The sequence below is a fragment of the Pseudomonas sp. W15Feb34 genome (assembly GCF_023127765.1).
In the GTDB taxonomy this organism is placed as follows: domain Bacteria; phylum Pseudomonadota; class Gammaproteobacteria; order Pseudomonadales; family Pseudomonadaceae; genus Aquipseudomonas; species Aquipseudomonas synxantha_A.
Genome location: NZ_SPKN01000044.1, coordinates 400117 through 422142 on the forward strand (window position 1 = coordinate 400117; position 22026 = coordinate 422142).

Here is a 22026-nt window from a genome sequence, read left to right on the forward strand (position 1 = left end):
AACGACCTGCCGCACCGACCACTATCGTCCACTTCCGTTTACTCGATAGGAAATTTCCCGATTTCGCGCAGAGCATGCCCCACCTCCTCCTCAATAAACCCAAACACCTCCTCCGCCACGCTGTACTGAAACTGTTTGCACCGATGCTTGGAAAGCTTGCCCTCGTTATCCAGGCACATCATCACCAGCTTCGACAAATCACTGCCACGCACGTCGTAGCGTTGATTCACGGCCTTGATCACGCGGTCGTAGCGGTCGAGGAATTCGGTTTCTTCGCGCAGTTCGACTTCCAGTGCGCGGCGGGCCATTTGCAGGGTGAATTCGACGCAGCGGGTGGCGTCCCAGTAGCGGTAGATCGAGGGGTGGCCGATGAAGTCGAACGCCATGTGGTCGCCGTCCAGCCAAGTAACGTTCCAGAATTCCCGCGTCGGCTGGGAGAAGGTCTTGAGCGCCTCCAGATAGGCTTGTTCCTCGTGCTTCATGGCGACGGAGACTGGTAGCAACAAGCCATTTCCCAGTGCGCCGTAATGACAAAGCGTCTGGTGGATCAGGAAGCGAGACAGGCGGCCATTACCGTCCATGAACGGGTGCAGGAACACGAAGCCGAAAGCAGTGACGGCAGCCGCGACCAAGGGATCAACGTCTCGCACGGGTTGGTTGGCGAAGGCCATCAGCTCTTCCATCAGTTCCTGGCAAAGCTCTGGTGCTGGCGGCACGTAGCTCACACCGGCGCCGCCGCGCAGGCCGTTGTGCAGATGATTTTGTTCGTGGCGAAACGCAACGGCTTTGTCGAAGGGATTGGAGACGGTGCTGTTTTGCAGTTCGACCAAGTAGTCTTCGGTGAGCAAACGGCCTTCATGGGACTGGCGCAGTAGTTGGACGAAACGGCGGGATTTTTCTTCGCTGGGTTGTTCTTTTTCGATGGCAAATGAATCGCGGGTTTCGTGCAGGTACGCCCACTGGATGGCGCGGTCCATCATTTCGGGTGGGAGGCTGGCCATGAAGGATTTGGCACGGCCCAGGACATCGAGGCTCATCAAGGCATCAATTTCCTGCGTACGCTCAACAGTCGCACAGTAGGCCAAAGAACCCAAACCGTTGAAGTCGATCCGCCAGCGGGAATTTCGCGTAGAAGGCCCGGTTACGTAGCGTTGCGGATCAAACAGAGGGGAAACGCGGCTGTTGATTGGCTTGCTGTAGTCCAACCGTTGGAGGGTCAGGCCCTCCCATAAATAACAGGCTTTGCGGATGAATACGCCGTTGGGTGCTTTATCCAGCTCTTGCAGCAGTTGGTCCGCGCTGACCGCTTCAAGTGCCTGGGCAAGGATGCCGAGGTTGATGCCTTCGTGTTTGAGGGCAAAGAGAATATGGTCGAGCACTGAATCAGCAGCAGGCGCCACTCCATGGGGAACGGCCAGGCAATCGCCAATCATCGAGATCCGCGTGACAGGCTTGATCATTGCGGTACGGGCAGGCGCAATGGCTTTCAGCCCGAGGGTCTGATGGAGATGGGCATAACCGACCAAAGACATCCGTAACCTCAGAAAAAGCTCACTGAAGCGATTAAAACCCAGATTTTTTCAAGCCTCACCAGATTTTTTCAAGTTTCAGCGTAACGGCTAAGTTTTTTACACCCCTCGCCCACCGCGCAACATCAAGTTCAGTTCATCCACCACCTCCGCCCAATCCGCATCTTCGAGAATCTCCTCACGCAAAAACGCTTTTTGGCTGGCCGTCCAGAAAAACGCATCCGCCAGTTCCAATTCGGGCTTGAGCGGCGAATGAGTGGCTACAAATTTTTCAATACTGACCGGGTCATCGTCCAGCCCAAGCTGTTTGAACAACGACGGCAAGCTATGCACTGGCGATTCCATGATGAGCTCCTGCCTGATAGAGAAGGGTTAATCGAGTCTAGCGGCAACCCTCAGGTTGCGGCGCCGGCACCTTGCACAGCACGAACAGACGCGCCCGTGCGCCACCGCCGTCCTGGCGACTGAGCTCGCGCCAACCTTCGGGGAGCGGGGCGAAGTCGTCCGGTGCTTCATTGCTGCTGATCAGCCATACGCGCCGGGTATTGGCCGGTAATGCCGATAAAGAATCCAGATAGATGCGCCCGCCATCCTGATCTACCAGGGTGCCGAAGCCGTAGGCATTTGGCCGGGTCGACGTGCCGTCGGGTTTGGGCGGGGTGTAGAGCTGCAACTGGGCGTCAGTTTCGTCGTAGTACACGTAGCTCAGATACCACATCATATCGCTGAGGACGATGCGGTCGTCTTCCTGGTAATTGCGATTGACGAACTCCACCGGCACGTTGAATTGGTCGTGCTCATCCACCTCGAAGTTGTTCTTCAGGCCCAGCAGTTCCATGCCCACAAACAGCACCCACAGCGCTGCGCCCAGCCATGACAAGCGTGACGGCAAGCGGTCGATGGCAAGCGCCAGGACGATCGGCAAACCCAGGGCATACACCGTAAGGTAGCGCTCGATAAAGACCGGCGAGATAAACGACACGCCATACACCAACAGCAACGGCAACAAGAAAAACAACGCCGGCAAACGAGCTCCCGGGTGGCGCCAGGCCGTCATCCACACCACCGCAATCAGCAGCAGCGGAAATATCCAGAACAGCGGCGTCCACAAATCATCGCCGGCATCCTGCAACACGAACTGCCAGATCATCGAGGGCACAGACAGCAGGTTGACCGGCTCTTCCCAGCCGATGTCGCCGCCCACCTTGAGCTGGTCGACATGCTGCACCAGGTCCAACAGGTTCGGCAGCCAAGGCAGGTACAACAACACGATCACCACGTTGGCCGCCCACCATGCAGGCCGCGTTATCAAACGTTGGCCTGGCGCCTGCATCCCCAGATAAGCCCAATGCACCAGCACGCACAGCGCGGTGAAGTAATGCGTGTAGAAACCGGCACTCATCAACAGCACATACGCGGCCAAATAGCGCGTGCGTTCGGGCTGACGCATCCAGTACACCAGCGCCAGCGTGGCGCCCAGCAGCCACACGCCCAGCAGCGAATACATGCGCACTTCCTGGCTGTAGCGCACCGCCGTCGGCAACAGCGCCAGCAGGATGCCCGCCAGCACCGCCGTGCGCCGGGTGGACAGTTGCCGCGTCAGCCAGATGCCCAAGCCAACCACGGCTACGCCCGGCAGCGCGCTCATGCTGCGAATGGGCCCGATGCTGTCGCCGAACACTTCGATCCAGCCGCGCAGCAGGAAGAAATACAGCGGCGGATGCACATCATGGGCCGCGTGAAACCACAGGTCGGCCACGGCGTATTCACTGAGCAACAGGCTCGACCCTTCATCGCCCCAGATCGCCGCCGAGGTGAGGTGGTAAAACCGCAGGGCCATGGCCAGCGCCAAGATCGGTACCCACCAGAGACGGCTGAGTCGACCAGCACCTTGCCAGGCCAGGCGCTGCAAGGCTGGCAGCGCTCCGGCTTTTTCGTTTTGCTCAACCACAGACCGACGCACTTCAATACCCCTGGCATTAGCTCGCTTGCCTGAGCGCAAACACCGCCACTCTAGGACAAAAGCCCAGGCTTCGCCGCTGGAATCGGACAAATCGGTATTTTGCGTAGGACCTCACCGAAGCACCGCTCAGAACAGGCTATTATTGGGGCCCTCCAAGGACTCAGGATCAAGGACACGTCATGCGCATCGGTTTTTTGTCACCTCTGGCACTGGCCCTGCTGGCCGGTATTTCCCTACAGGCCCAGGCCAGTTCCGACGATTCATGCTACCCCGACTGGCGCGTCTCGCGTGACAGCCTCGAACCGTGCAGCAACCAGCCCTTTCTCAGCCCGGGCAACGACAGCCGGGTCAACCTGCGCCTGTTGCTGGCCGACAAAAAAGCCGCGCCGCTGACGCCCAATGCCTTGGGCGAAGACGATTTGGCCCAGGGTCTCGGCCCGGTGCCGTTTCCGGTGTATCGCCTGGTGCCGGTGCCGGCCGCGAATGATGAGCCCGATAACAAAGCGGACGATTCACGCACGGCCGAACTCGACACCCTGCTCCAACCGCTGGGCATCAAGCGCGAGGAATACAAGACTGCCGGTGAAGCGTTCCTGAATGGCGAAGGCAGCCGCTGCCGCAGCAACAGCGATGACAGCGCCACGGCGTTTATCAGTCAGGTGATCAAAGCCGATATGCCGCCAGCCGAGCGCGACGTGCTGGTGAAAGCGCGGTTGCAGTTGCTGACCACCTGTGACTTCACAGGCCAGGTGGTGGACGCGCAGTTGACGCCCTCGGCCAATGCCCAGCTGTTTCGCACTTACCTGCAGGCCGCCGCCGATTTCTACGGCGGTCGCTTCGTTTACGCCGAGCGCGGTTTCGCCGCCGCCTCGACCAGCGAGGTGCCCTGGCTGAAAGAAACCGCGCTGTACATGACCGCACGCACCTCGTTGAACCGGGCCCAGGCCGAAGCCTTCGATGAGTACGGGATGCCGCAACGCGAGCATGTGGATAAGTCTGCCTTGAGCGACGCTGAAGAAGGCTTTCTCGGTTACCTGAAACATTATCCACAAGGCGATTACGTTGCGTCCGCCCGTGGCCTGTTGCGCCGCGTGCATTGGCTGGCGAACGACGACGCCAAGCTCGCCGAAGACTTCACCTGGCAATTCACCGAGGCCACTGACGCCCAGCGTAACGTGAGCGTCGACGAGTTGGTCGAAGAAGCCGACCTCAAGTTGCTCATGGTCGGCAACAACTCGGCGAACAGCCCGATGCTGCAAGTGGTCAGCGACCTGATGGCGATGCGCGCCCATACGCCGCCCCTGTTGAGCCGCGAAGACCTCGACAAGCAAAAGAGCACATTCGCCAACGAACCGGCGTTGTTCGACTACCTGCAAGCGGCGTATGCCCTGTACGTCGAGCATCAACCTGATGCTGCCCTCAAGCATCTGCCTGCGGATATGCCGTCGAACCTCGACTACTTTGCCTTCAGCCAGCAGACCTTGCGCGCCTTGGCACTGGAGGCCAAGCAAGATTGGAAGGGCGCCGAGAGCCTGTGGCTGCAAATGCTACCGCTGGCCAAGCAACCGCTGCAACGCGACCAACTGGAGTTAGCCCTGGCGATGAACTATGAGCGCAGCGGCCAACTGGCCAAGGTGTTCGCAACCGATTCGCCGATCAGCGCCAAGCAAGTGCGCTACATCCTGCTGCGCAACGTCGCCGGGCCCGACCTGCTGCGCCAGCAGATCGCCAACGCCAGCGACCCGACCGAACGCCAGAGCGCGCAATTCGTGCTGCTCTACAAAGACCTGCTGCACCGCCAGTTCGCGACCTTTGCCGATGACCTCAAGCAGGCCTCGCTCTCTGATGGCAAGCTCGGCACCAGCCTGGGCTACACCTACACCAGCGGCCAGACCTTGAAGCTGTTCCAGTGGAATGGTGACAAGGCCGAATCCGGCTACGCCTGCCCAAGCATCGCGCAAACCGCCGCGACCTTGCAGGATGAGGCCAAAAACCCCCACGCCTTGAACTGCTTCGGTGAGTTCATCCTGCGCAACGGCCTGGACGGCATGCCACTGGAACAACCCCGCGCCGCCGACAGCCTGGGCAGCACCGAATCGCAGTTCAAGGGTGAAACCTTCTCGCGGCTGGACGGCTACAAACAGGTGATCGCCAACGCCAAAGCACCGAAAACCGACAAGGCGTACGCGTTGTTCCGCGCCATCAACTGCTACGCGCCGGCCGGTTACAACAGCTGCGGGGGTGAAGACGTTGCGCCAGCGGTGCGCAAAGCCTGGTTCCGCCAACTCAAGACCGGTTTTGCCGATACCCAGTGGGGCAAGTCGCTGCAGTACTACTGGTGAAGTCGCTGTGGCTGGGCTTGTTGTTGCTGGCGAGCCCGGCTTTCGGCGCCGTCGACGCCCGCGACTATGACGCTTTCTGGCTGTGGAGTGGTGTCACGCCGCAGCCTGTGATCAAGCAGGCAAAAACCCTGTACATCCTGCAAGGCCAGATCAACTCCACCCGCCGCGCCCCCCAGCGCGGCGTGCAATTGATCGCCCAAGGCATCAGCGTGCCACGCATTAGCCAAGGCGAAATCTGGGTGGTCTATCGCGCCCACACCTTGCACTGGCCGGAACAGGTCTACACCCAACTGCTCGGCCAGGTGCAACGCTGGCGCGACGCGGGTAACCCTGTGATCGGCATCCAGATCGACTTCGACGCCCGCACCCAGTACCTGCACGAATACGCTGATTTTCTGCGCGACCTGCGCCGGCGTCTGCCTGCCGACCTGCGGTTAAGCATCACCGGCCTGATGGACTGGAGCAGCAACGCCGACCCGGCCGCCATCGCCCAGCTCAAAGGCGTGGTGGACGAAGTGGTGGTGCAGACGTATCAAGGACGGCACAGCATCCCGGATTATTCGGCGTACCTGCCACGGATGAACCGAATGGGAGTTCCGTTCAAGATCGGTTTGATTCAAGGCGGCGAGTGGGAGGCGCCAGGGTATTTGCAAGGGAATGAGTGGTTTCGGGGGTATGTGGTGTTTTTGCAGAACCCTTGAATCTTCCAAACATGGAAAAAAACCGTCTATCAAACCGGTTTTTTTGCGTGTGGCCTTAGCAACTTGAATGATATAAGTTGCCCTTACTGCCTTAAGGGGTGATATATCATGCATGAAACAGGCAAGCCATACCCCCACAAAGGGTATATCTCAGAGAGAAGCGCTGAACTGATGAGAGGTATCGGGAACGGTATCGAAATAGCCCGTATTCGTCGCCGTTTGAAAATCTCGACCATATGCAGCCGGGCGGGCATTACACGACAGACGTATCAGCGGCTGAGACAGGGAGAAGCAGGCGTATCCCTCGGCGTGCTGATGAATGTGCTTAGCGCGATGGACCTGGAAGAAGGTATGGCGAGCATTGCGTCACCAGAACTTGACCAGGTTGGGATTACCATGAGCCTCGCCCGTGAGCCCGACCGAATTCGCACAGAAGGGGAACCTGATGTCTTGGAAGCCGATTGGTAACGCATTCGTTTTTTCAGCTCACTCAGTCGGTGATCCGGTCCCTGTTGGTGAGGTGGCCATGCACGCAAGCGGATTCGTTTTTCGCTACGCCAACAGCTGGCTTGCGCGCCCCAACGCATTTGCGATTGACCCGCTTAGCCTGCCACTGACCCCTAACCAGTATTCCTCGACACGCATGTTTGGTGTGCTCGACGACGCAACGCCCGACAATTGGGGTCGGCGTGTTCTACTGGCGACCCACAAACAGCATCCACAAAACGAAGTTGAATGGCTCCTTGCTTCGCGGGGTGCGGGAGTGGGCTGCCTGCTGTTCAGTGCGTCAAGAAACCTGTTGCCGACTCTGCACCAACCTCCGCGATTTGAAGACCTTGAGAAAATCATGGTGGGCCTTGATCAGGTCGAAAAAGGTAATGTCGACCTGCCTGCGGAAATCGCACGGCTATTCGAATTCGGCAGTTCCATGGGCGGCGCCAGGCCGAAGGTCACCGTGACTCACGAAGGTAAGGAATGGATTGCTAAATTCGGCCGTAGCGACGATGTTTTCGATCAACCACTTGCTGAATTCGCCAGCCTTCAAATGGCGGATGCGGCAGGTCTACCCGCAGCCGGGCACAAGTTGGTAGAGGTCGCCGGCAAACCGGTTTTGATGGTCGAACGTTTTGACCGGCATGAGGGGGCTGGACGCGAGCACTATGTCAGCTGCAATTCGTTGGTCAGCACTGAGAAGCCGCGAATGCGAGTTGACGCGGTTGAGAGTGCCGTTTCCTATTCCAGGATCGCCGACGTGTTGAAGAAGGTCTGCGACGATGCCACCTTTGACATGCGTGAGCTTTACAAGCGTATGGCCTTCAATGTGCTGATCGGCAATAGCGACGACCACCTGAAACAAACCGGGCTTCTGCTGACCAGCGCCTCGGGCTATTCCCTTGCGCCAGTATTTGACGTGTTGCCCCACCCCACGCAACTAGGCTTGCAGGCGTTGATCATCGGGAATGAGGGCAGGGTATCGTCTGTCAGCAATTTGCTGAGTACGCCTGAACGCTTTGGGTTGGGGGCGGATGAAGCAAGGTCCATCGTCACGGATATGTATGCCGTCGTGCGAGAAGCCTCGGGCTTTTTCGAAGCGGCAGGCTGTAGCGATGCCGATGTGCGCATGCTTTCCAATGTGTGTACCCGGTTTGCAGCAGACCTCGCTTAGGATCAAGGATCTCGGGCTGCAACAAAGCGCACCCTCATTACTGAGCGACTGGCAACGGATACACCGACTCCCAACCTCCTCCCAACGCCTTGTACAAGCCGACCATGGCCAATGACACGCCGGTGGAGCTTTCAACCCACTGCTCTTGAGTTGCCAGCAATGCGCTTTGCACGGTGAGTACATTGACGAAATCCGCCACACCTTCGACGTACTGGTGTTGCGCGGTGGTCAGCGCGATCTGGTTCTGGCGCACCGCTTCGGCCAGGCTGTCGCGACGCAATTGGCTGGCGTTGTAGCGGGTCAGTTGGTCGTCGATTTCATGCCAGGCGCGCAGCACGGTTTGCTGGTAGGCAAGGGCCGCTTCCTGTTGCTGGGCTTCGCGCAAATCCACCATGCCTTGCAGGCGCCCACCGTTGAACAGTGGCAGGCTTAATTGCGGGCCGAGGGCAAATGCGCGGGAGCCCCAGGAGCCGAAGTCCGACAGTTGCATGGCTTGAGAGCCGAGGCTGCCGGACAGGGTGATGCGCGGGTAAAAGTCGCCCTTGGCCACGCCGATGCTGGCAGTGGCGGCGTGCAAGCGCGCTTCTGCCTGGCGGATGTCGGGACGGCGTTCGGCCAACTCCGAGGGCAGGCCAATGGCGACCTGACGCTGGGTTTGCGGCACGGCGGCGTCCTTGGACAGCTGCGCGTGCAGGGCCTGGGGTGGCTCGCCCATCAGCAGGCTAAGGGCGTTGATCAGTTGGTCCTGGCGCTGTTGCAAGTCCGGCAGGCGCGCTTCGATGGCCGCGACCTGGGCGGCGGCTTCGGCCACGTCGAGGTCGGTCGCTACGCCATCAGCCAGACGCAGTTGCGAGAGCTTGAGGCTGTGGCGGGCGACGTCGAGGTTTTGCTCGGTGACGGCGCGTGTATTTTGTACGCCGCGCAGTTGGATATAGTCCTGGGCGGTCTCGGCCAACACCGACAACAGCACGGCGCGGCGGTCGTTTTCGGCGACTTCCAGCGTGGCGTCGGCTGCTTCGGTTTCACGCTTGACCCGGCCCCAGAAATCCAGCTCCCATGAGGCCGAGAAGCCCATGTCCCATTGGTTGAAGGCCGAACGGCCGTTCTCGCCGGAAGGGTCGTTCAAGCCTTTGCCACTGTTACGTTTGCGCTGGTAGCCGCCACCCGCATCGACATTGGGGTAACGCTCGGCGGTGGTCACCTGGCGTACGGCGCGGCTCTGTTGCAGGCGGCTGCTGGCCAGCTTCAAGTCGAGGTTATCGCTGAGGGCGCGGCGTGTAAGGGCTGAGAGCTGCGCGTCGTGGAACACGTCCCACCAGCGCTCCTGCAAGGGATCGCTAACGGCACGGCTGGCAGCTTGTCGGCCCTGGGGTTCGCTCCACTGATTGATCTGCGGGCTCTCGGGCCGCTGGAAGTCGGGACCGACCGTGCAGGCACTCAGGCTGATCAGGCTTAAGGTGAGCCAGGCGACGTGTTTCATTGCTGGGCCACCTCACGCTGTTGCGCGACCGGCCGCGTATCGACGCTGGCTTCCACCGACATGCCGACGCGCAGGCGCTCGGTCAATGGCTGGTTCGGCTCAAGCACGATCTTCACCGGAATACGCTGCACCACCTTGGTGAAGTTGCCGGTGGCGTTGTCCGGTTTGACCGAGGCAAAGGTCACCCCCGTGGCCGGCGCCAAGCTTTCCAGATGGCCTTTGAGCAGTTCGCCGTCAAGGCTGTCGACGCTGACCTGCACCGCTTGCCCCGCGTGCATATGCGACAGTTGCGTCTCCTGGAAGTTGGCTACCACATAGGCCTCGGCCAGCGGCACGACCGCGAGGATCTTGCTGCCCGGGGTCACATAGGCGCCGACCCGCACCGCTCGCTCGCCGACCATGCCATCGACCGGCGCGACAATGCGCGTGTAGGACAACTGATAACTGGCCATTTCCAACGCCGCCTGGGCGCGCTTGAGCCCACCTTCGGCGGCGTCACGCTGGGCGGTGAGGATTTCCACCTGCTTGCGTTCGGCGGCCAGCACTGCGGTGGATTTGGCCAGGCGTGCGGTGGCCTGGTCGATACGGGTCTTGGCTTGTTGGGCGTTCTGCACGGTACCTGCGCCGACGCCAGCGAGGTGGTTGTAGCGGTTCAGTTCGTGTTCGGCGAAGGCGACTTCGGCGCGATCCGCCGCGACAGTGGCCTGGGCCTGGGCGATCACCGAGCTCTGGCGCTCCAGGGTCGCGCTGGCGTTTTTCAACTGGGCCTGGGCGACCAAGGTGTCGGCATCGGCGGCCTGGGCGGCGGCGCGAAAGTCGCGGTCGTCGATCAACGCCAACAGTTGGCCGGCCTTGACGCGCTGGTTGTCTTCTACCAGCACTTCCTTGATGAAGCCCGCCACCCGCGGCGCCACCAGGGTGAAGTCGGCGGCGACGAAGGCGTCGTTGGTGGTCTGGTGCTTGCTGCCCAGTACGCCCGGCGCAACCAGATAAACCAGTACGCCAACGGCAAATACAGCAATAACGGAGACGGCAATTTTGTCTTTGCGTTTCATGGAAAGTCCTTGTGGTCAGGCCGGAGCGCGAGGCGGATAGATCCGCGTGGGCATCCAGAAAATCAGCAGGATCAACGCCACCGCGACACCGGCCATGACGACGTAAAGATCCGAAGAGGTCAGCACCACGGTCTGCTCGTGCAAGCGGTGGGCGAGGCCCGGAGCCTCAGTGTCGGCCAGGGGCGAATTGCCCAGGCGGTCCACCAACATGGTTGAATGGAAATGCCCGCGCTGGGTGGTCAATGTATCCAGCACCGCAGTGGCGATCACAGCGGCCAGGCCCTTGACGGTATTGAACCAGGCCGAAGCGAACGGCCCTTCGATGGGTTGAATACTGCCGGTGGACAACATCAGCAGTGGCAACACGGCCATAGGCTGGCCGAAAATCTGCAACAGGTACCAGCCATAAAAATCGTCGCGGATCCACGCCGAAGTCAGGTGCGAACTGCCGATGCAGCACAGCACCAACATGCCAAGGCCAATCCCCAGCACCCAGCGGCAATCGACCCAGCGCAGGTTGCACAGCGCCGCCACCAACGGCAACGCGATCAATTGCGGCAACGCCATCAGCAGCATCACCGGCGCAGTTTGCAACGGCCGGTACCCCTGGACCTGGGCAAGGAAACTGGAGGGGATGATGATCACCGAGGTCAGCACCATCAGCACGCCTGCCAGCACGATCAGGGCGAAGGCCAGGTTGCGCAGGCCGAGCATCTGCAATTTGAAGAAGGGTATTGGCTGCGACCATTCGTTGAGCATGAACAACACCAGCAAGAGCGTGCCACCACACAACAGGAAGGTGATCAGGCCCGACTCGAACCAATCCAGGCGATTGCCCTGCAACAGCCCGATCACCAACATGCAGATCGCCGGAAAGCCCAGCAGCAGGCCGCGCCAGTTGAACTGTTTGAAACGCTCCAGGCGCAGCGGGTCCTGCGGTATGCCATAGGCCACGGCGACCATCGCCAGCAGGCACGGCGCGACGATTTGCCAGAACGCCCACTGCCAGCCGACGTATTCGGTCCACAACGCCGCCAGCGGAGTACCCAGGCTCGGGCCGAAGGTGGCGGTCAGGGCGTAGCCGGCCAGGCCATACAGCTTGACGTTGGCGGGCAGGAAACGCAGTGCCACGGTCATCAGCATCGGGGGCAGCGCGCCACCGGCCAGGCCTTGCACGGTACGCAGCAGCAGCAGGCTTTCGTAGTTGGGTGCGAACGGGCAGAGAATGCCCAACACGGTGAACAAGCCGATGGCGCACAGCGTGAAACGGCGCAGGGAAAACGTCACCGAACACCACGGCGCAAAGGCCATGGCCGCCACGGAAGTGGCCGTGTAGGCGGCGACCAGCCAGGTGCCTTCATCAAAGCCGATGTACAGCGCACCGCGGATATCGGCAAGCGCCACCTTGGTGACCATCTCGTTGAGACCGGACACCAGCACCGCCAACAACACGCCGACCAGGCCGATGATGATGCGCGGGCCGAACACGGGCGGGGCCGGGGCAACAGGTTTGGCTGCGGCCTGAAAAGCGGGGGCAGCGAGGGATGTCATGAACAGGTAACTCGGAATGAGAAATACCTGAGCAGTTTAATCAGGCTATAGCATGACAAAAAGTTACTTATCGGAAGTTTATAAGTGCGCCAGGCGCAATCCATAGGTGGGAGGGGGCTTGCTCCCGATGGCGGTATGACAGCCACCTGATGTGAAGCTGATACACCTCTATCGGGAGCAAGCCCCCTCCCACATTTGATTGTGCATGGCTTGAGGTTTTTAGTTGGGTTGGGCTTCCAGCCAGGTGGCGTGGCAACTCTCGCGCATGGTTTCACGCAGCCATTTGTGCGCGGGGTCTTTGTCGAAGCGCGGGTGCCAGGATTGGGCCAATACCAGGGTCGGCAAGGAGATCGGCAGCGGGAATGCACGCAATGGCAAGTTCAGGCGTTTGGCGCTCAGGAGCGCTTCCTTGGGCACCGGCATGATCAGGTCGGATTCCGGCAACATGAACATGGCACCGTGGAAGCCCGGCGCGATCATCGCCACGCGGCGCTCCAGGCCCTGCTCGTTCAGCGCGGTGTCGATCGGCCCGCGGGCGATGCCGCGGCGCGAGATGCTGATATGGGAATAGCTGGCAAAGCGTGCGGCGGTGATCTCTTCGTCGAACAGTGGGTGATCTTGTCGCGCCAGGCCGACGAAGGTGGTGGAGAACAGGTTCTGCACCTTCACTTCGGGGCTGACCGGCATGGTGTTGCTCACACGCAGATCCAGGCGCCCTTCGCGCAGAGCTTCGTCGTCGGTGTCGCCTTCAGGCACAAAGCGCAGCTCGCACAGCGGGGCCACACGCTCCATGGTGTCGAACAAGCGACCGCCATATACGCCAATAAAAAAGTCATTGGCGCGTACGCTGAAACGGCGGCGCAAGGTACTCAAATCGACTTGATCCGCCGAGCGAAACAGCAACGCCGCCTGCTCCACCACGTTGCGTACCTGGCCTTGCAGCTCAAGCGCCTTGGGCGTCGGCACCAGGCCGCGACCGGCACGTACCAGGATCGGGTCACCGACAGCTTCACGGATACGCGTGAGGGTACGGCTCATGGCCGCCGGGCTGAGGCTCATCCGCCGTGCGGCGCCGACCACACTGCCCTCATCGAGCAACGCGTCGAGGGCGACCAGCAGGTTCATGTCTGGTAATTGCATGCCAAGCACTCGTGATCTGTGGGGAGTGAACTGGGCGCAATCGTAGCAGGCTTTACCGGTTCAGAAAGGCGCATCGCCCTGGATGGTGGTGCGATACAACTTGCGGCGCAGGTGGCTTGGGCAACCGGCGGCCAGGTGGATCAGCGAGCGGTTGTCCCAGAACACCAGGTCGTGGGGCTGCCACTGGTGGCGGTAGATGTTTTCCGGCAGCACACTGTGGGCATAGAGCTGGGCCAGCAACTCACGACTTTCGTCATCGGGCAGGCCGACGATACGGGTGGTGAAGCCTTCGCTGACGAACAGCGCCTTGCGGCCGTTTTCAGGGTGGGTTCGTACGATGGGATGCACCATTTCGGCGACCTGGGCGAGTTGTTCGGGGGTGAGGGTCGGGCGCCAGTTACCTTCGAATTTGGTTTCGCTGTAGCGCGCCGTGTAGGAGTGCGCGGCGCTGCGGCCTTCTACGGCTTTGCGCAGGTGCTCGGGCAGTTGCTCCCAGGCTTTGTGCATATCGGCGAACAGGGTGTCACCGCCTTCGGCAGGCAGTTCCTGAGCGTGCAGCATCGAGCCGAGGCTGGGCAGTTCCTTGTACGACAGGTCCGAGTGCCAGAACTTGCCCGCGTCCCCCAGGCCGATGGATTGGCCGTTCTCGATGATGTTGGAGACGATCAGGATTTCCGGGTGATTGGTCAGCAGGAATTGTTTGAGCACGTGGATCTGCAGCACACCGAAACGACGGCTGAAAGCGATCTGTTGTTCGGGGGTGATGCGTTGGTCGCGTAACACCACGACGTGGTGGTCCAGATGTGCGCGGTGGATACGGGCAAAGTCCTGGTCATTGACCGGGCGGGATAAGTCCAGGCCGATGATCTCGGCGCCTACACTGCCGGGGAAGGGCCGGACATCGAAGGTTTGGGCAGTGGTGGGGGCAGCAGCGGTGGCGGACATTGGATTCACTCCCGGCGGACAGGGAAGTGAATTTATAGGTATAAGAATGGAAGTTTAAATACTGTTAGGGCATATCGATATGGCGTTTGGTTTGAGGTGCTGGGGGATGCTGAGGGCCTCATCGGGGGCAAGCCCACTCCCACATTTTGATTTGTGAACACATTCAAATGTGGGAGCTGGCTTGCCTGCGATGAGGTCGGTACAGGCGCTGAAGATCAACGCTCGTGCAACGCCTCGGCCCGCGCCTTGATGATCGGCTTGAGCAGGTAGCTGAGGATGCTTTTCTTGCCGGTGATGATGTCCACCGAGGCAACCATGCCGGGGATGATCAGCAACGGCTTCTCATCGGTGCCCAAGTGGCTGCGGTCGGTACGCAGGGTGATCATGTAGTAAGTGGTTTTCTTGTCTTCATCGGTGATGGTGTCGGCACCGATGCGTTCGAGCTTGGCCTTCAGCCCACCGTAGACGGTGTAGTCGTAGGCGGTGAATTTGACCACGGCTTCTTGCCCTGGGTGCAGGAAAGCGATGTCTTGCGGGCGGATCTTGGCTTCCACCAGCAGGGTGTCGTCCAGCGGCACGATTTCGACCATGTCGCTGCCCGGCTGGATCACGCCGCCGACCGTGTTGACCAACAATTGCTTGACGACCCCGCGCACCGGCGAGGTGACCAGGGTACGGCTGACGCGGTCTTCCAACGCACGGCCGGTGGACTCGGCCTTGTTCAACTCAGTACGAGCCTCGTTGAGCTGGGTCAGGGCTTCGCTGCGGAATTTGCCACGGGTTTCGTCGATCTTGCGCTGCACTTCCTTGATCGCCGATTCGGCGCGGGGGATTGCCAGGGTGGTGGCATCCAGTTGGCCACGGGTTTCCATTTCGGCACGCTTGAGGCGCAGCACTTCCACCGGCGATACCGCGCCCTGAGCCACCAGCGGCTCGGACATGTTGATTTCCTGGCGTTGCAGGGACAACTGGCTGCGGTACTGGCCTTGCTTGGAGGTGAATTCACGCAGTTCCTGCTGGCGCTGTACCAGTTGCTCTTGCAGACCGCCGACTTCGTCTTTCAGTTGCTGGCGTCGGCTCTCATACAATGAGCGCTCGTTGGCAGCCTGGCTCGGCGCGGCCTTGAGTACGTCGTCGGGGATGTTCAGTGGGCGATCATCCACCTGCGCACTCAGGCGCTCGACGCGCAGTTGCATGGCCAGGCGCAAGGCTTCGGTTTCTCCGGCGTTGGAAACGAACCGGGTGTCGTCGAGGCGAATCAACGGGGCACCGGCCTCTACGATCTGGCCTTCCTTGACGTACAGCTCGGCGACGATACCGCCTTCCAGGTTCTGGATTTTCTGCAATTTGGACGACGGAATCGCCTTGCCGTCGCCACGGGTCACTTCGTCGATCTGGGAGAAACCCGCCCAAACCACCAGGAACACGAAAAACCCGATGATCGCCCAGATGGTCAGGCGAATGACTCGCGGGGCATCTTCGATCAGCGCTTTGTTGACCTCGGGCAGGGGCTGGCCCTGCAGCGAGTCGGCGCCTTTGAAATAGCGGCCGACCGCACTCTTGATGGACTTAAGCAACACTGATCTGCCCCTTCTTCAACGCTTCCATGACCACGGCTTTCGGGCCGTCCGCGAGAATCTGCCCACGGTCGACCACCAGCAGGCGGTCCACCAGCGAGAGCAGTGAGGCTCGGTGCGTGACCAGCACCACGGTCTTGTTTTGCACCACGGCTTGCAGGCGTTGTTTCAAGCGTTCTTCACCGGTGTTGTCCATGGCGCTGGTAGGTTCGTCCAGCAGCAGGATGGGCGGGTTGAGCAACAGCGCGCGGGCCAGGGCGACGTTCTGACGCTGGCCGCCGGAGAGGTTCTGACCACGCTCGCCCACTTGCAGCTCGTAGCCCTGAGGGTGCAGACGGGCGAATTCGTGTACACCGGCCAGCTCGGCGGCTTGCAGCACCATTTCGTCTTCGACGTAGCGCGCACCGCTGACCAGGTTGTCGCGCAGGGTGCCAGCAAGCAACTGAATGTCCTGGGCGACGTAGCCGATGTTATGGCGCAACTCGCTGACGTCGATCTGGCGCACGTCCACGCCGTCCACCAGCAGTGCGCCGGAGTCAGGTTGATACAGGCCGACAATCAGTTTGGCCAGGGAGCTTTTGCCCGAGCCGCTACGACCGATGATGCCGATTTTTTCCCCTGGTTTTATCACCAGGTTGATGTTCTTCAGCGCCAGGTTCTGCTGGTTGGGGTAGGTGAAGTTCAGGCCCCGGCATTCGATGGCGCCTTGCAGGGTGCGGCGGCTCATGGGGCGCTCTTCGAAATTGCGCTCTTGAGGCAGCTCCATCATCTGGTCCACCGAGGTCATGGTGACCTTGGCCTGCTGGTAGCGCGTGAGCAGGCCCGACAGCGAAGCCAGCGGGCTCAAGGCGCGGCCACTGAGCATGTAGCAGGCAATCAGGCCGCCCATACTCAGGTTGCCGTCGATGATCTGGTACACGCCGAATACGATCATGATCACGCCGGCCAATTGCTGGATCAGCAGGGTCATGTTCATCGACAGGCCCGACAGCAACTTCACCCGCAGTTCAAGCCGGCTCAGGGTGCCGATGGTCTGCTCCCAGCCATACTGGCGCTCGCTCTCGGCATTGTTGACCTTGACCGCATCGAGCCCGGCGAGGGTTTCGATCAGGCTCGACTGGCGTTCAGCGGCCAGGGCCATGGTGCGTTCCATGGTGGCTACCAAGGGCTTTTGCAGGGCATAGCCGATGCCCAGGGCAAGCGGAAACGCCAGCACCGGGATCCACACCAGGTGCCCGCCGAGGATGGCGATCACCATAAAGATCAGCAGCGTGAACGGCAGGTCGATCAGGCTGGTGAGGGTCAGCGACGCGAGAAAATCGCGCAGGCTTTGAAACTCATGGATGTTCTGGGCGAAGCTGCCGACCCGCGCCGGGCGGTACTTCATGGACATGCCGACGATGCGTTCGAACAGCGTGGCCGAGATGATCAGGTCGGTTTTTTTACCGGCCAGGTCCAGGCACAGGCTGCGCAGGCTTTTGAGGATCAGGTCGAACAGGTATGCGCCACAGATGCCCACGGCCAGCACCCACAGGGTGGCGGTGGCCTGGTTCGGTACGACGCGGTCGTACACGTTCATCACGAACAGCGGCGCGGCCATGGCGATGATGTTGATCAGGAAGCTGGCGGCGATGGCGTCGGTGTAGAGCCAGCGCGAACGCATAAGGGTGTCACGGAACCACGAACGCGCCCGCGGAATCAGGCTGCCGTGGTTGACGTCGAATTTGTGTTGCGGCTGGGCGAAGAAGACCTTGCCGATGTAATCGTCGGCCAATGCTTCGCGCTTGATCAGCACTTCGCCGCCGTCGCTTTCGCTGAGCAGCACCCGCGCCTCATCGTCGCCCTGCCAACCTACCAGCACGGTGCTGCGCCCGTCCTTGAGCAACAGCAGGGCCGGCAATGCAATCGTCGGGATCTGTTCCAGCTTGCGTTGCAACAGCCGGCCTTGCAGCCCGGCCCGCGCAGCAGCACGCGGCAGCAGTTCAGCACTCAGGCGTTGCGAGGGCAGCGGCAGGCCGGTGGTGAGCATGGCCGCGCTGGCAGGCTTCTGGTGCAGTGCGCAGAGCGCCAGCAACCCGTCGAGCAAAGGGTCGTCGTGCAAAGCGCGTGGATCATGACTGAGATGAACTCGACCGATTTCAGATTCCACGCGGTGCACTCTCGACTAACAGATGGGGCTATTGGGGGTGGCTCAATTCATCCCAGGCAGTTGGACTTTAGGTTTCACGTCGTTCTGCACGACGGAGGCCATCGGTGCGACCACTCCCTGGCTCTTGAGCAATTCGCCCATGGTCGCCTTGATTCGGTACTGAGTAAATAACTGAATGTTCTTGATTTCTTCCAGGCGGCGGGAAGCGGTGAACAATTCATTCTCGCTGTCGAGCAAATCCAACAGGGTACGTTGGCCAAGGCTGAACTGCTGCTGGTAGGACGTGCGTACGCGGGTGCTGTGATCCACATACTGCTGGGCGACCGGCAATTGCGCGTTGGCGTTACTCAAGGCGTTCCAGGCCAAGCCTAGCTCTTCGTTGAGTTGGCGCAAGGCGTTGTTGCGAATATCCAGAGCCTGGTTGGCCTGGTAGGACTTCGATTGCAGGTCAGCCTTGTTGCTGCCACCGGCAAACAGGTTGAAGCGCATGCGCACCATGGCTTCCCAGCCGTTGCTGTGGTTGGGATCACCGGAGACGTTGTTGTCGGCGTTGGTGCCAAGCTCAGCATCAAAGCGCGGGTAGAAGGTGGACTTGGCGGCTTCGTACTGCTTCTCGGCGGCGGAGATATCCGACTCAGCCGAGCGCAGGATCGGGCTGTTGTCGAGCATCTGGCGACGGGCTTCATTCAGGTCGGCCGGCAGCATGGCCATGAACGGGGCCGGGCGCTCGAGTTGGTCCGGCATCTGGCCTACGGCGCTGAGGTAGTTGACCTGTGCGTCGGCCAGGTTGGTTTGCTCGGTGATCAAGTTGTTGCGGGCCTGAGCCAGACGCGCTTCGGCCTGGTCCTGGTCGGCACCGTTGCCGACGCCGCGCTCCGTGCGCAACTTGATCTGATCGTAGATGCGCTCGTGGTTGCGCAGGTTGTCTTCGGCCAGGCGCACAAACTCACGACGGGTCAGCACTTCCAGGTAAACCTGAGCAACGGTCAGCGCTGTGCGCTCGGAAGTACCCAGCAAGGAGTAGGCACGGGAATTAACGTTGGCTTGTTGACGCCCGACTTCGCTGGAGGTAGCGAAACCGTCAAAAATCATTTGCTGCAGACGCAGGCTGGATTCACCGCGGTTGAGCGTGTCCCAGTGGTTGCCGCTGGGGTTGTTGGCGCGGGTGGTGGCGTTGTCAGTCCCTTGACGACCGTAACCGGCGTTCAGGTCGACACGCGGCAGGTAACCACCTTGGGCGGCGCGCAATTGGTAATCGGCGGCGATACGGCTGTTTACACCCGCCTGGATTTCCGGGTGTACATCCAATGCCTGCTGCATGGCTTGGGGCAGTGTCTGGGCTTGTACGAAACTGGCGGCGAGAACGAACGGTATTGCCTTGAACAGGTGCAGACGCATTAAAAAATTCCCCAGGACTTCTTGTCTCAAATCACAGCGATGACTACCGCTGCGTCGGATAATGGCTACCGTAATGACCGTACGTCGGAAAGTTCAAAAAGCGGAACTGCTTCACACATGTAGGACGGTTCGCCGCATAAATATCAATGTGACATTACAGAGGCGATTGTTTAGGATGGCGACCATAAGGTCAATACTTTGGCACAAACTAGATCGCTAAAAAATCTAGCCAAATATTTGACGTCAATACATATATAGACTACGCCCTCCCAATTGGCAGCGCTAATAGCGCGCTGCGAAATGGAATTTGTCGAAACGGATCGCCGGAGAAAATTTTAATGAGCAGTGTTGTTGCCATCGTCAAAAGCATTGTTGGTCAAGTTTTCGTTATTTCTCCGGAAGGAACACGTCGCGTCCTTGTAGAAGGTGACCGCCTGTTTGCAGGCGACCAGATCGACACAGGCATGTCGGGCGCAGTCAGCCTGGAACTGGCCGACGGCCGCATCCTGGACCTGGGCCGGGACACCCAGTGGAGCGCCGATATGCCGGACTCCACTGCCGATCTGGCCGCGGCCAGCGAACAAGCCGCGCCATCGGTTGCCGAGCTGCAACAAGCCATCGCCGCCGGCGCCGACCCGACCACCGAACTGGAAGCCACCGCCGCAGGCGCAAACGCTACCGGTAATGGTGCCGCCGGGGGTGGCCACAGCTTTGTGGTGCTGGACGCGACCGCCGGCCGTGTCGACCCGACCATCGGCTTCCCCACCGCGCCTATCGGCCAAGGCACTTCGGCACTCAACGCCCTGAGCGGAGCGCCAGGCTCGGCGGACTCGGGCAACCAGGTGCTGCAGCCTTCGACCCTGACCCTGAGCGCGACGCCAACCATCACCGAAGCGGGCGGCGTGCTGACCTACACCGCCACCGTGACGCGGCCCTCCACCAGCGACCTGACCGTCACCTTGACCAATGGCGCGGTGATTACCATCCCGTCGGGCCAGTTGACCGGCACCGTCAATGTGCCTCTGGCCCCTAACGACAGCCCGTACATCGACCCGGGCCAGATCAGCGTCGGCGTTACCGGTACCACCGGCGGCGGCAACCTGGTATTGACCATCGACCCTAACCCGGCCGTAACGCAGATCACCGACACCATCGACACCACCACCGTCACGCTGACGGCGGGCAATACCGTGACGGAAGGCGGCCAGATCACCTACACCGCCACCCTGACCAACCCGGCGCAAACCCCGGTGAATGTCACCTTGAGCAATGGCTCGGTGATCACCATCAAGGCCGGTGAATCGACAGGTACCGTTGTGGTCGATACCCCGGCTAACGACGTCTATAACAATGGCTCGACCGTCAGCACCACCATTACTGGTGCAACCGGCGGCAACTTCGAAAACCTGGTACCGAGCACTACGCCAGCGGTCACCACCATTACCGATTCGGTCGACACCACCACCGTTACCCTCACAGCCAACAGCAACGTGACCGAAGGCGGCCAGATCACCTACACCGCCACCCTGACCAACCCGGCGCAGACCCCGGTGAATGTCACCTTGAGCAATGGCTCGGTGATCACCATCAAGGCTGGCGAGTCGACCGGCACCGTTGTGGTCGATACTCCGGCTAACGACGTCTATAACAACGGTTCGACCGTCAGCACCACCATCACCGGTGCAACCGGCGGCAACTTCGAAAACCTGGTACCGAGTACTACGCCTGCGGTCACCACCATTACTGATTCGGTCGACACCACCACCGTTACCCTCACAGCCAACAGCAACGTGACCGAAGGCGGCCAGATCACCTACACCGCCACCCTGACCAACCCGGCGCAGACCCCGGTGAATGTCACCTTGAGCAATGGCTCGGTGATCACCATCAAGGCTGGCGAGTCAACCGGCACCGTTGTGGTCGATACTGCGGCTAACGACGTCTATAACAACGGTTCGACCGTCAGCACCACCATTACCGGTGCAACCGGCGGCAACTTCGAAAACCTGGTACCGAGCACTACGCCTGCGGTCACCACCATTACTGATTCGATCGATGCCACCACCGTCACCCTGACCGCAAGCTCGACCGTGACCGAAGGTGGCCAGATCACCTACACCGCCACCTTGACCAACCCGGCGCAAACCCCGGTAAACGTTACCTTGAGCAATGGCTCGGTAATCACCATCAAGGCTGGCGAGTCTGTCGGCAGCGTGGTCGTGGACACCGCGCCCAATGATGTCTACGTCAACGGCAGCACGGTCAGCACCACCATTACCAGCGCGACTGGCGGCAACTTTGAAAGCCTGGTGCCGAGCACAACTGCGGCAGTCACCACGATCACCGATTCGATCGACACAACTACCGTTACGCTGACTGCGCCGACCGAGGCGAATGAGGGCGGGCAGATTACGTACACCGCTACGCTTTCCAACAAGGCGGGCACTGACGTTACGTTGAAGTTGGATAACGGCTCGTCGATCACCATCAAGGCTGGGGACACTGTCGGCACTGTGACCGTCCCGGCGCC

General features: G+C 60.6%; 16 protein-coding genes. 5 read left to right on the forward strand and 11 right to left on the reverse strand.

The annotated features are described in order from the left end of the window. Positions 1–38: 38 nt before the first annotated feature. The 3 genes from E4O97_RS21795 to E4O97_RS21805 all read right to left on the reverse strand — a co-directional run bounded on the left by E4O97_RS21795 (position 39) and on the right by E4O97_RS21805 (position 3492). Entirely contained in the window at positions 39–1532 is a 1494-nt protein-coding gene (locus E4O97_RS21795) for a Fic family protein (RefSeq protein ID WP_248162223.1), read from the reverse strand. Between the two features lie 96 nt (positions 1533–1628). Next, the gene (locus E4O97_RS21800) at positions 1629–1874 is read right to left on the reverse strand and encodes a DUF2789 domain-containing protein (RefSeq protein ID WP_148854214.1); all 246 of its coding nucleotides are present in this window, start codon (positions 1872–1874) and stop codon (positions 1629–1631) included. A 37-nt stretch (positions 1875–1911) separates the two neighbouring features. Further along, complete coding sequence (locus E4O97_RS21805) at positions 1912–3492, reverse strand: glycosyltransferase family 39 protein (protein ID WP_248162225.1); 1581 nt, start codon at positions 3490–3492, stop codon at positions 1912–1914. A gap of 179 nt (positions 3493–3671) precedes the next feature. Between E4O97_RS21805 and E4O97_RS21810 the strand changes: the two genes are divergently transcribed. From E4O97_RS21810 to E4O97_RS21825, 4 genes are all read left to right on the forward strand, one after another. Beyond that, on the forward strand, positions 3672–5834 hold the full coding sequence (locus E4O97_RS21810; RefSeq protein ID WP_248162227.1) for an outer membrane assembly lipoprotein YfiO: 2163 nt from the start codon (positions 3672–3674) through the stop codon (positions 5832–5834). Further along, positions 5831–6535: a DUF3142 domain-containing protein gene (locus E4O97_RS21815; RefSeq protein ID WP_248162229.1), complete on the forward strand. Its 705-nt coding sequence runs from the start codon at positions 5831–5833 to the stop codon at positions 6533–6535. Before E4O97_RS21810 ends, E4O97_RS21815 begins: the two co-directional genes overlap by 4 nt. A 108-nt stretch (positions 6536–6643) precedes the next feature. After that, a complete protein-coding gene (locus E4O97_RS21820; RefSeq protein ID WP_032878508.1) occupies positions 6644–7003 on the forward strand; it encodes a helix-turn-helix transcriptional regulator in 360 nt (119 codons plus the stop codon). Beyond that, complete coding sequence (locus tag E4O97_RS21825) at positions 6945–8201, forward strand: type II toxin-antitoxin system HipA family toxin (protein WP_248162231.1); 1257 nt, start codon at positions 6945–6947, stop codon at positions 8199–8201. Before E4O97_RS21820 ends, E4O97_RS21825 begins: the two co-directional genes overlap by 59 nt. 37 nt (positions 8202–8238) lie before the next feature. On the opposite strand, the gene E4O97_RS21830 is transcribed toward E4O97_RS21825, so the two are convergent. The 8 genes from E4O97_RS21830 to E4O97_RS21865 all read right to left on the reverse strand — a co-directional run bounded on the left by E4O97_RS21830 (position 8239) and on the right by E4O97_RS21865 (position 19496). Beyond that, positions 8239–9681 carry an efflux transporter outer membrane subunit gene (locus E4O97_RS21830; RefSeq protein ID WP_032878510.1) on the reverse strand — a complete coding sequence of 481 codons (1443 nt, stop codon included), beginning with the start codon at positions 9679–9681 and terminating at the stop codon, positions 8239–8241. Next, positions 9678–10736 carry an HlyD family secretion protein gene (locus E4O97_RS21835; protein WP_032878511.1) on the reverse strand — a complete coding sequence of 353 codons (1059 nt, stop codon included), beginning with the start codon at positions 10734–10736 and terminating at the stop codon, positions 9678–9680. Before E4O97_RS21835 ends, E4O97_RS21830 begins: the two co-directional genes overlap by 4 nt. Positions 10737–10751: 15 nt before the next feature. Continuing rightward, entirely contained in the window at positions 10752–12287 is a 1536-nt protein-coding gene (locus tag E4O97_RS21840) for an MFS transporter (RefSeq protein WP_032878512.1), read from the reverse strand. A gap of 219 nt (positions 12288–12506) precedes the next feature. After that, positions 12507–13427 carry a LysR family transcriptional regulator gene (locus E4O97_RS21845; protein WP_032878513.1) on the reverse strand — a complete coding sequence of 307 codons (921 nt, stop codon included), beginning with the start codon at positions 13425–13427 and terminating at the stop codon, positions 12507–12509. A 60-nt stretch (positions 13428–13487) separates the two neighbouring features. Then, complete coding sequence (locus tag E4O97_RS21850) at positions 13488–14372, reverse strand: TauD/TfdA family dioxygenase (RefSeq protein ID WP_248162233.1); 885 nt, start codon at positions 14370–14372, stop codon at positions 13488–13490. Between the two features lie 215 nt (positions 14373–14587). After that, the gene (locus E4O97_RS21855; RefSeq protein ID WP_248128543.1) at positions 14588–15952 is read right to left on the reverse strand and encodes an HlyD family type I secretion periplasmic adaptor subunit; all 1365 of its coding nucleotides are present in this window, start codon (positions 15950–15952) and stop codon (positions 14588–14590) included. Next, entirely contained in the window at positions 15942–18098 is a 2157-nt protein-coding gene (locus E4O97_RS21860; RefSeq protein WP_005783538.1) for a type I secretion system permease/ATPase, read from the reverse strand. Before E4O97_RS21860 ends, E4O97_RS21855 begins: the two co-directional genes overlap by 11 nt. 42 nt (positions 18099–18140) lie before the next feature. Beyond that, entirely contained in the window at positions 18141–19496 is a 1356-nt protein-coding gene (locus E4O97_RS21865; RefSeq protein ID WP_248162235.1) for a TolC family outer membrane protein, read from the reverse strand. Positions 19497–19834: 338 nt separating this feature from the next. Between E4O97_RS21865 and E4O97_RS21870 the strand changes: the two genes are divergently transcribed. Continuing rightward, positions 19835–22026, forward strand: a 2192-nt coding sequence (locus tag E4O97_RS21870; protein ID WP_248162238.1) for a retention module-containing protein, incomplete at its 3' end; no start/stop codon positions are given.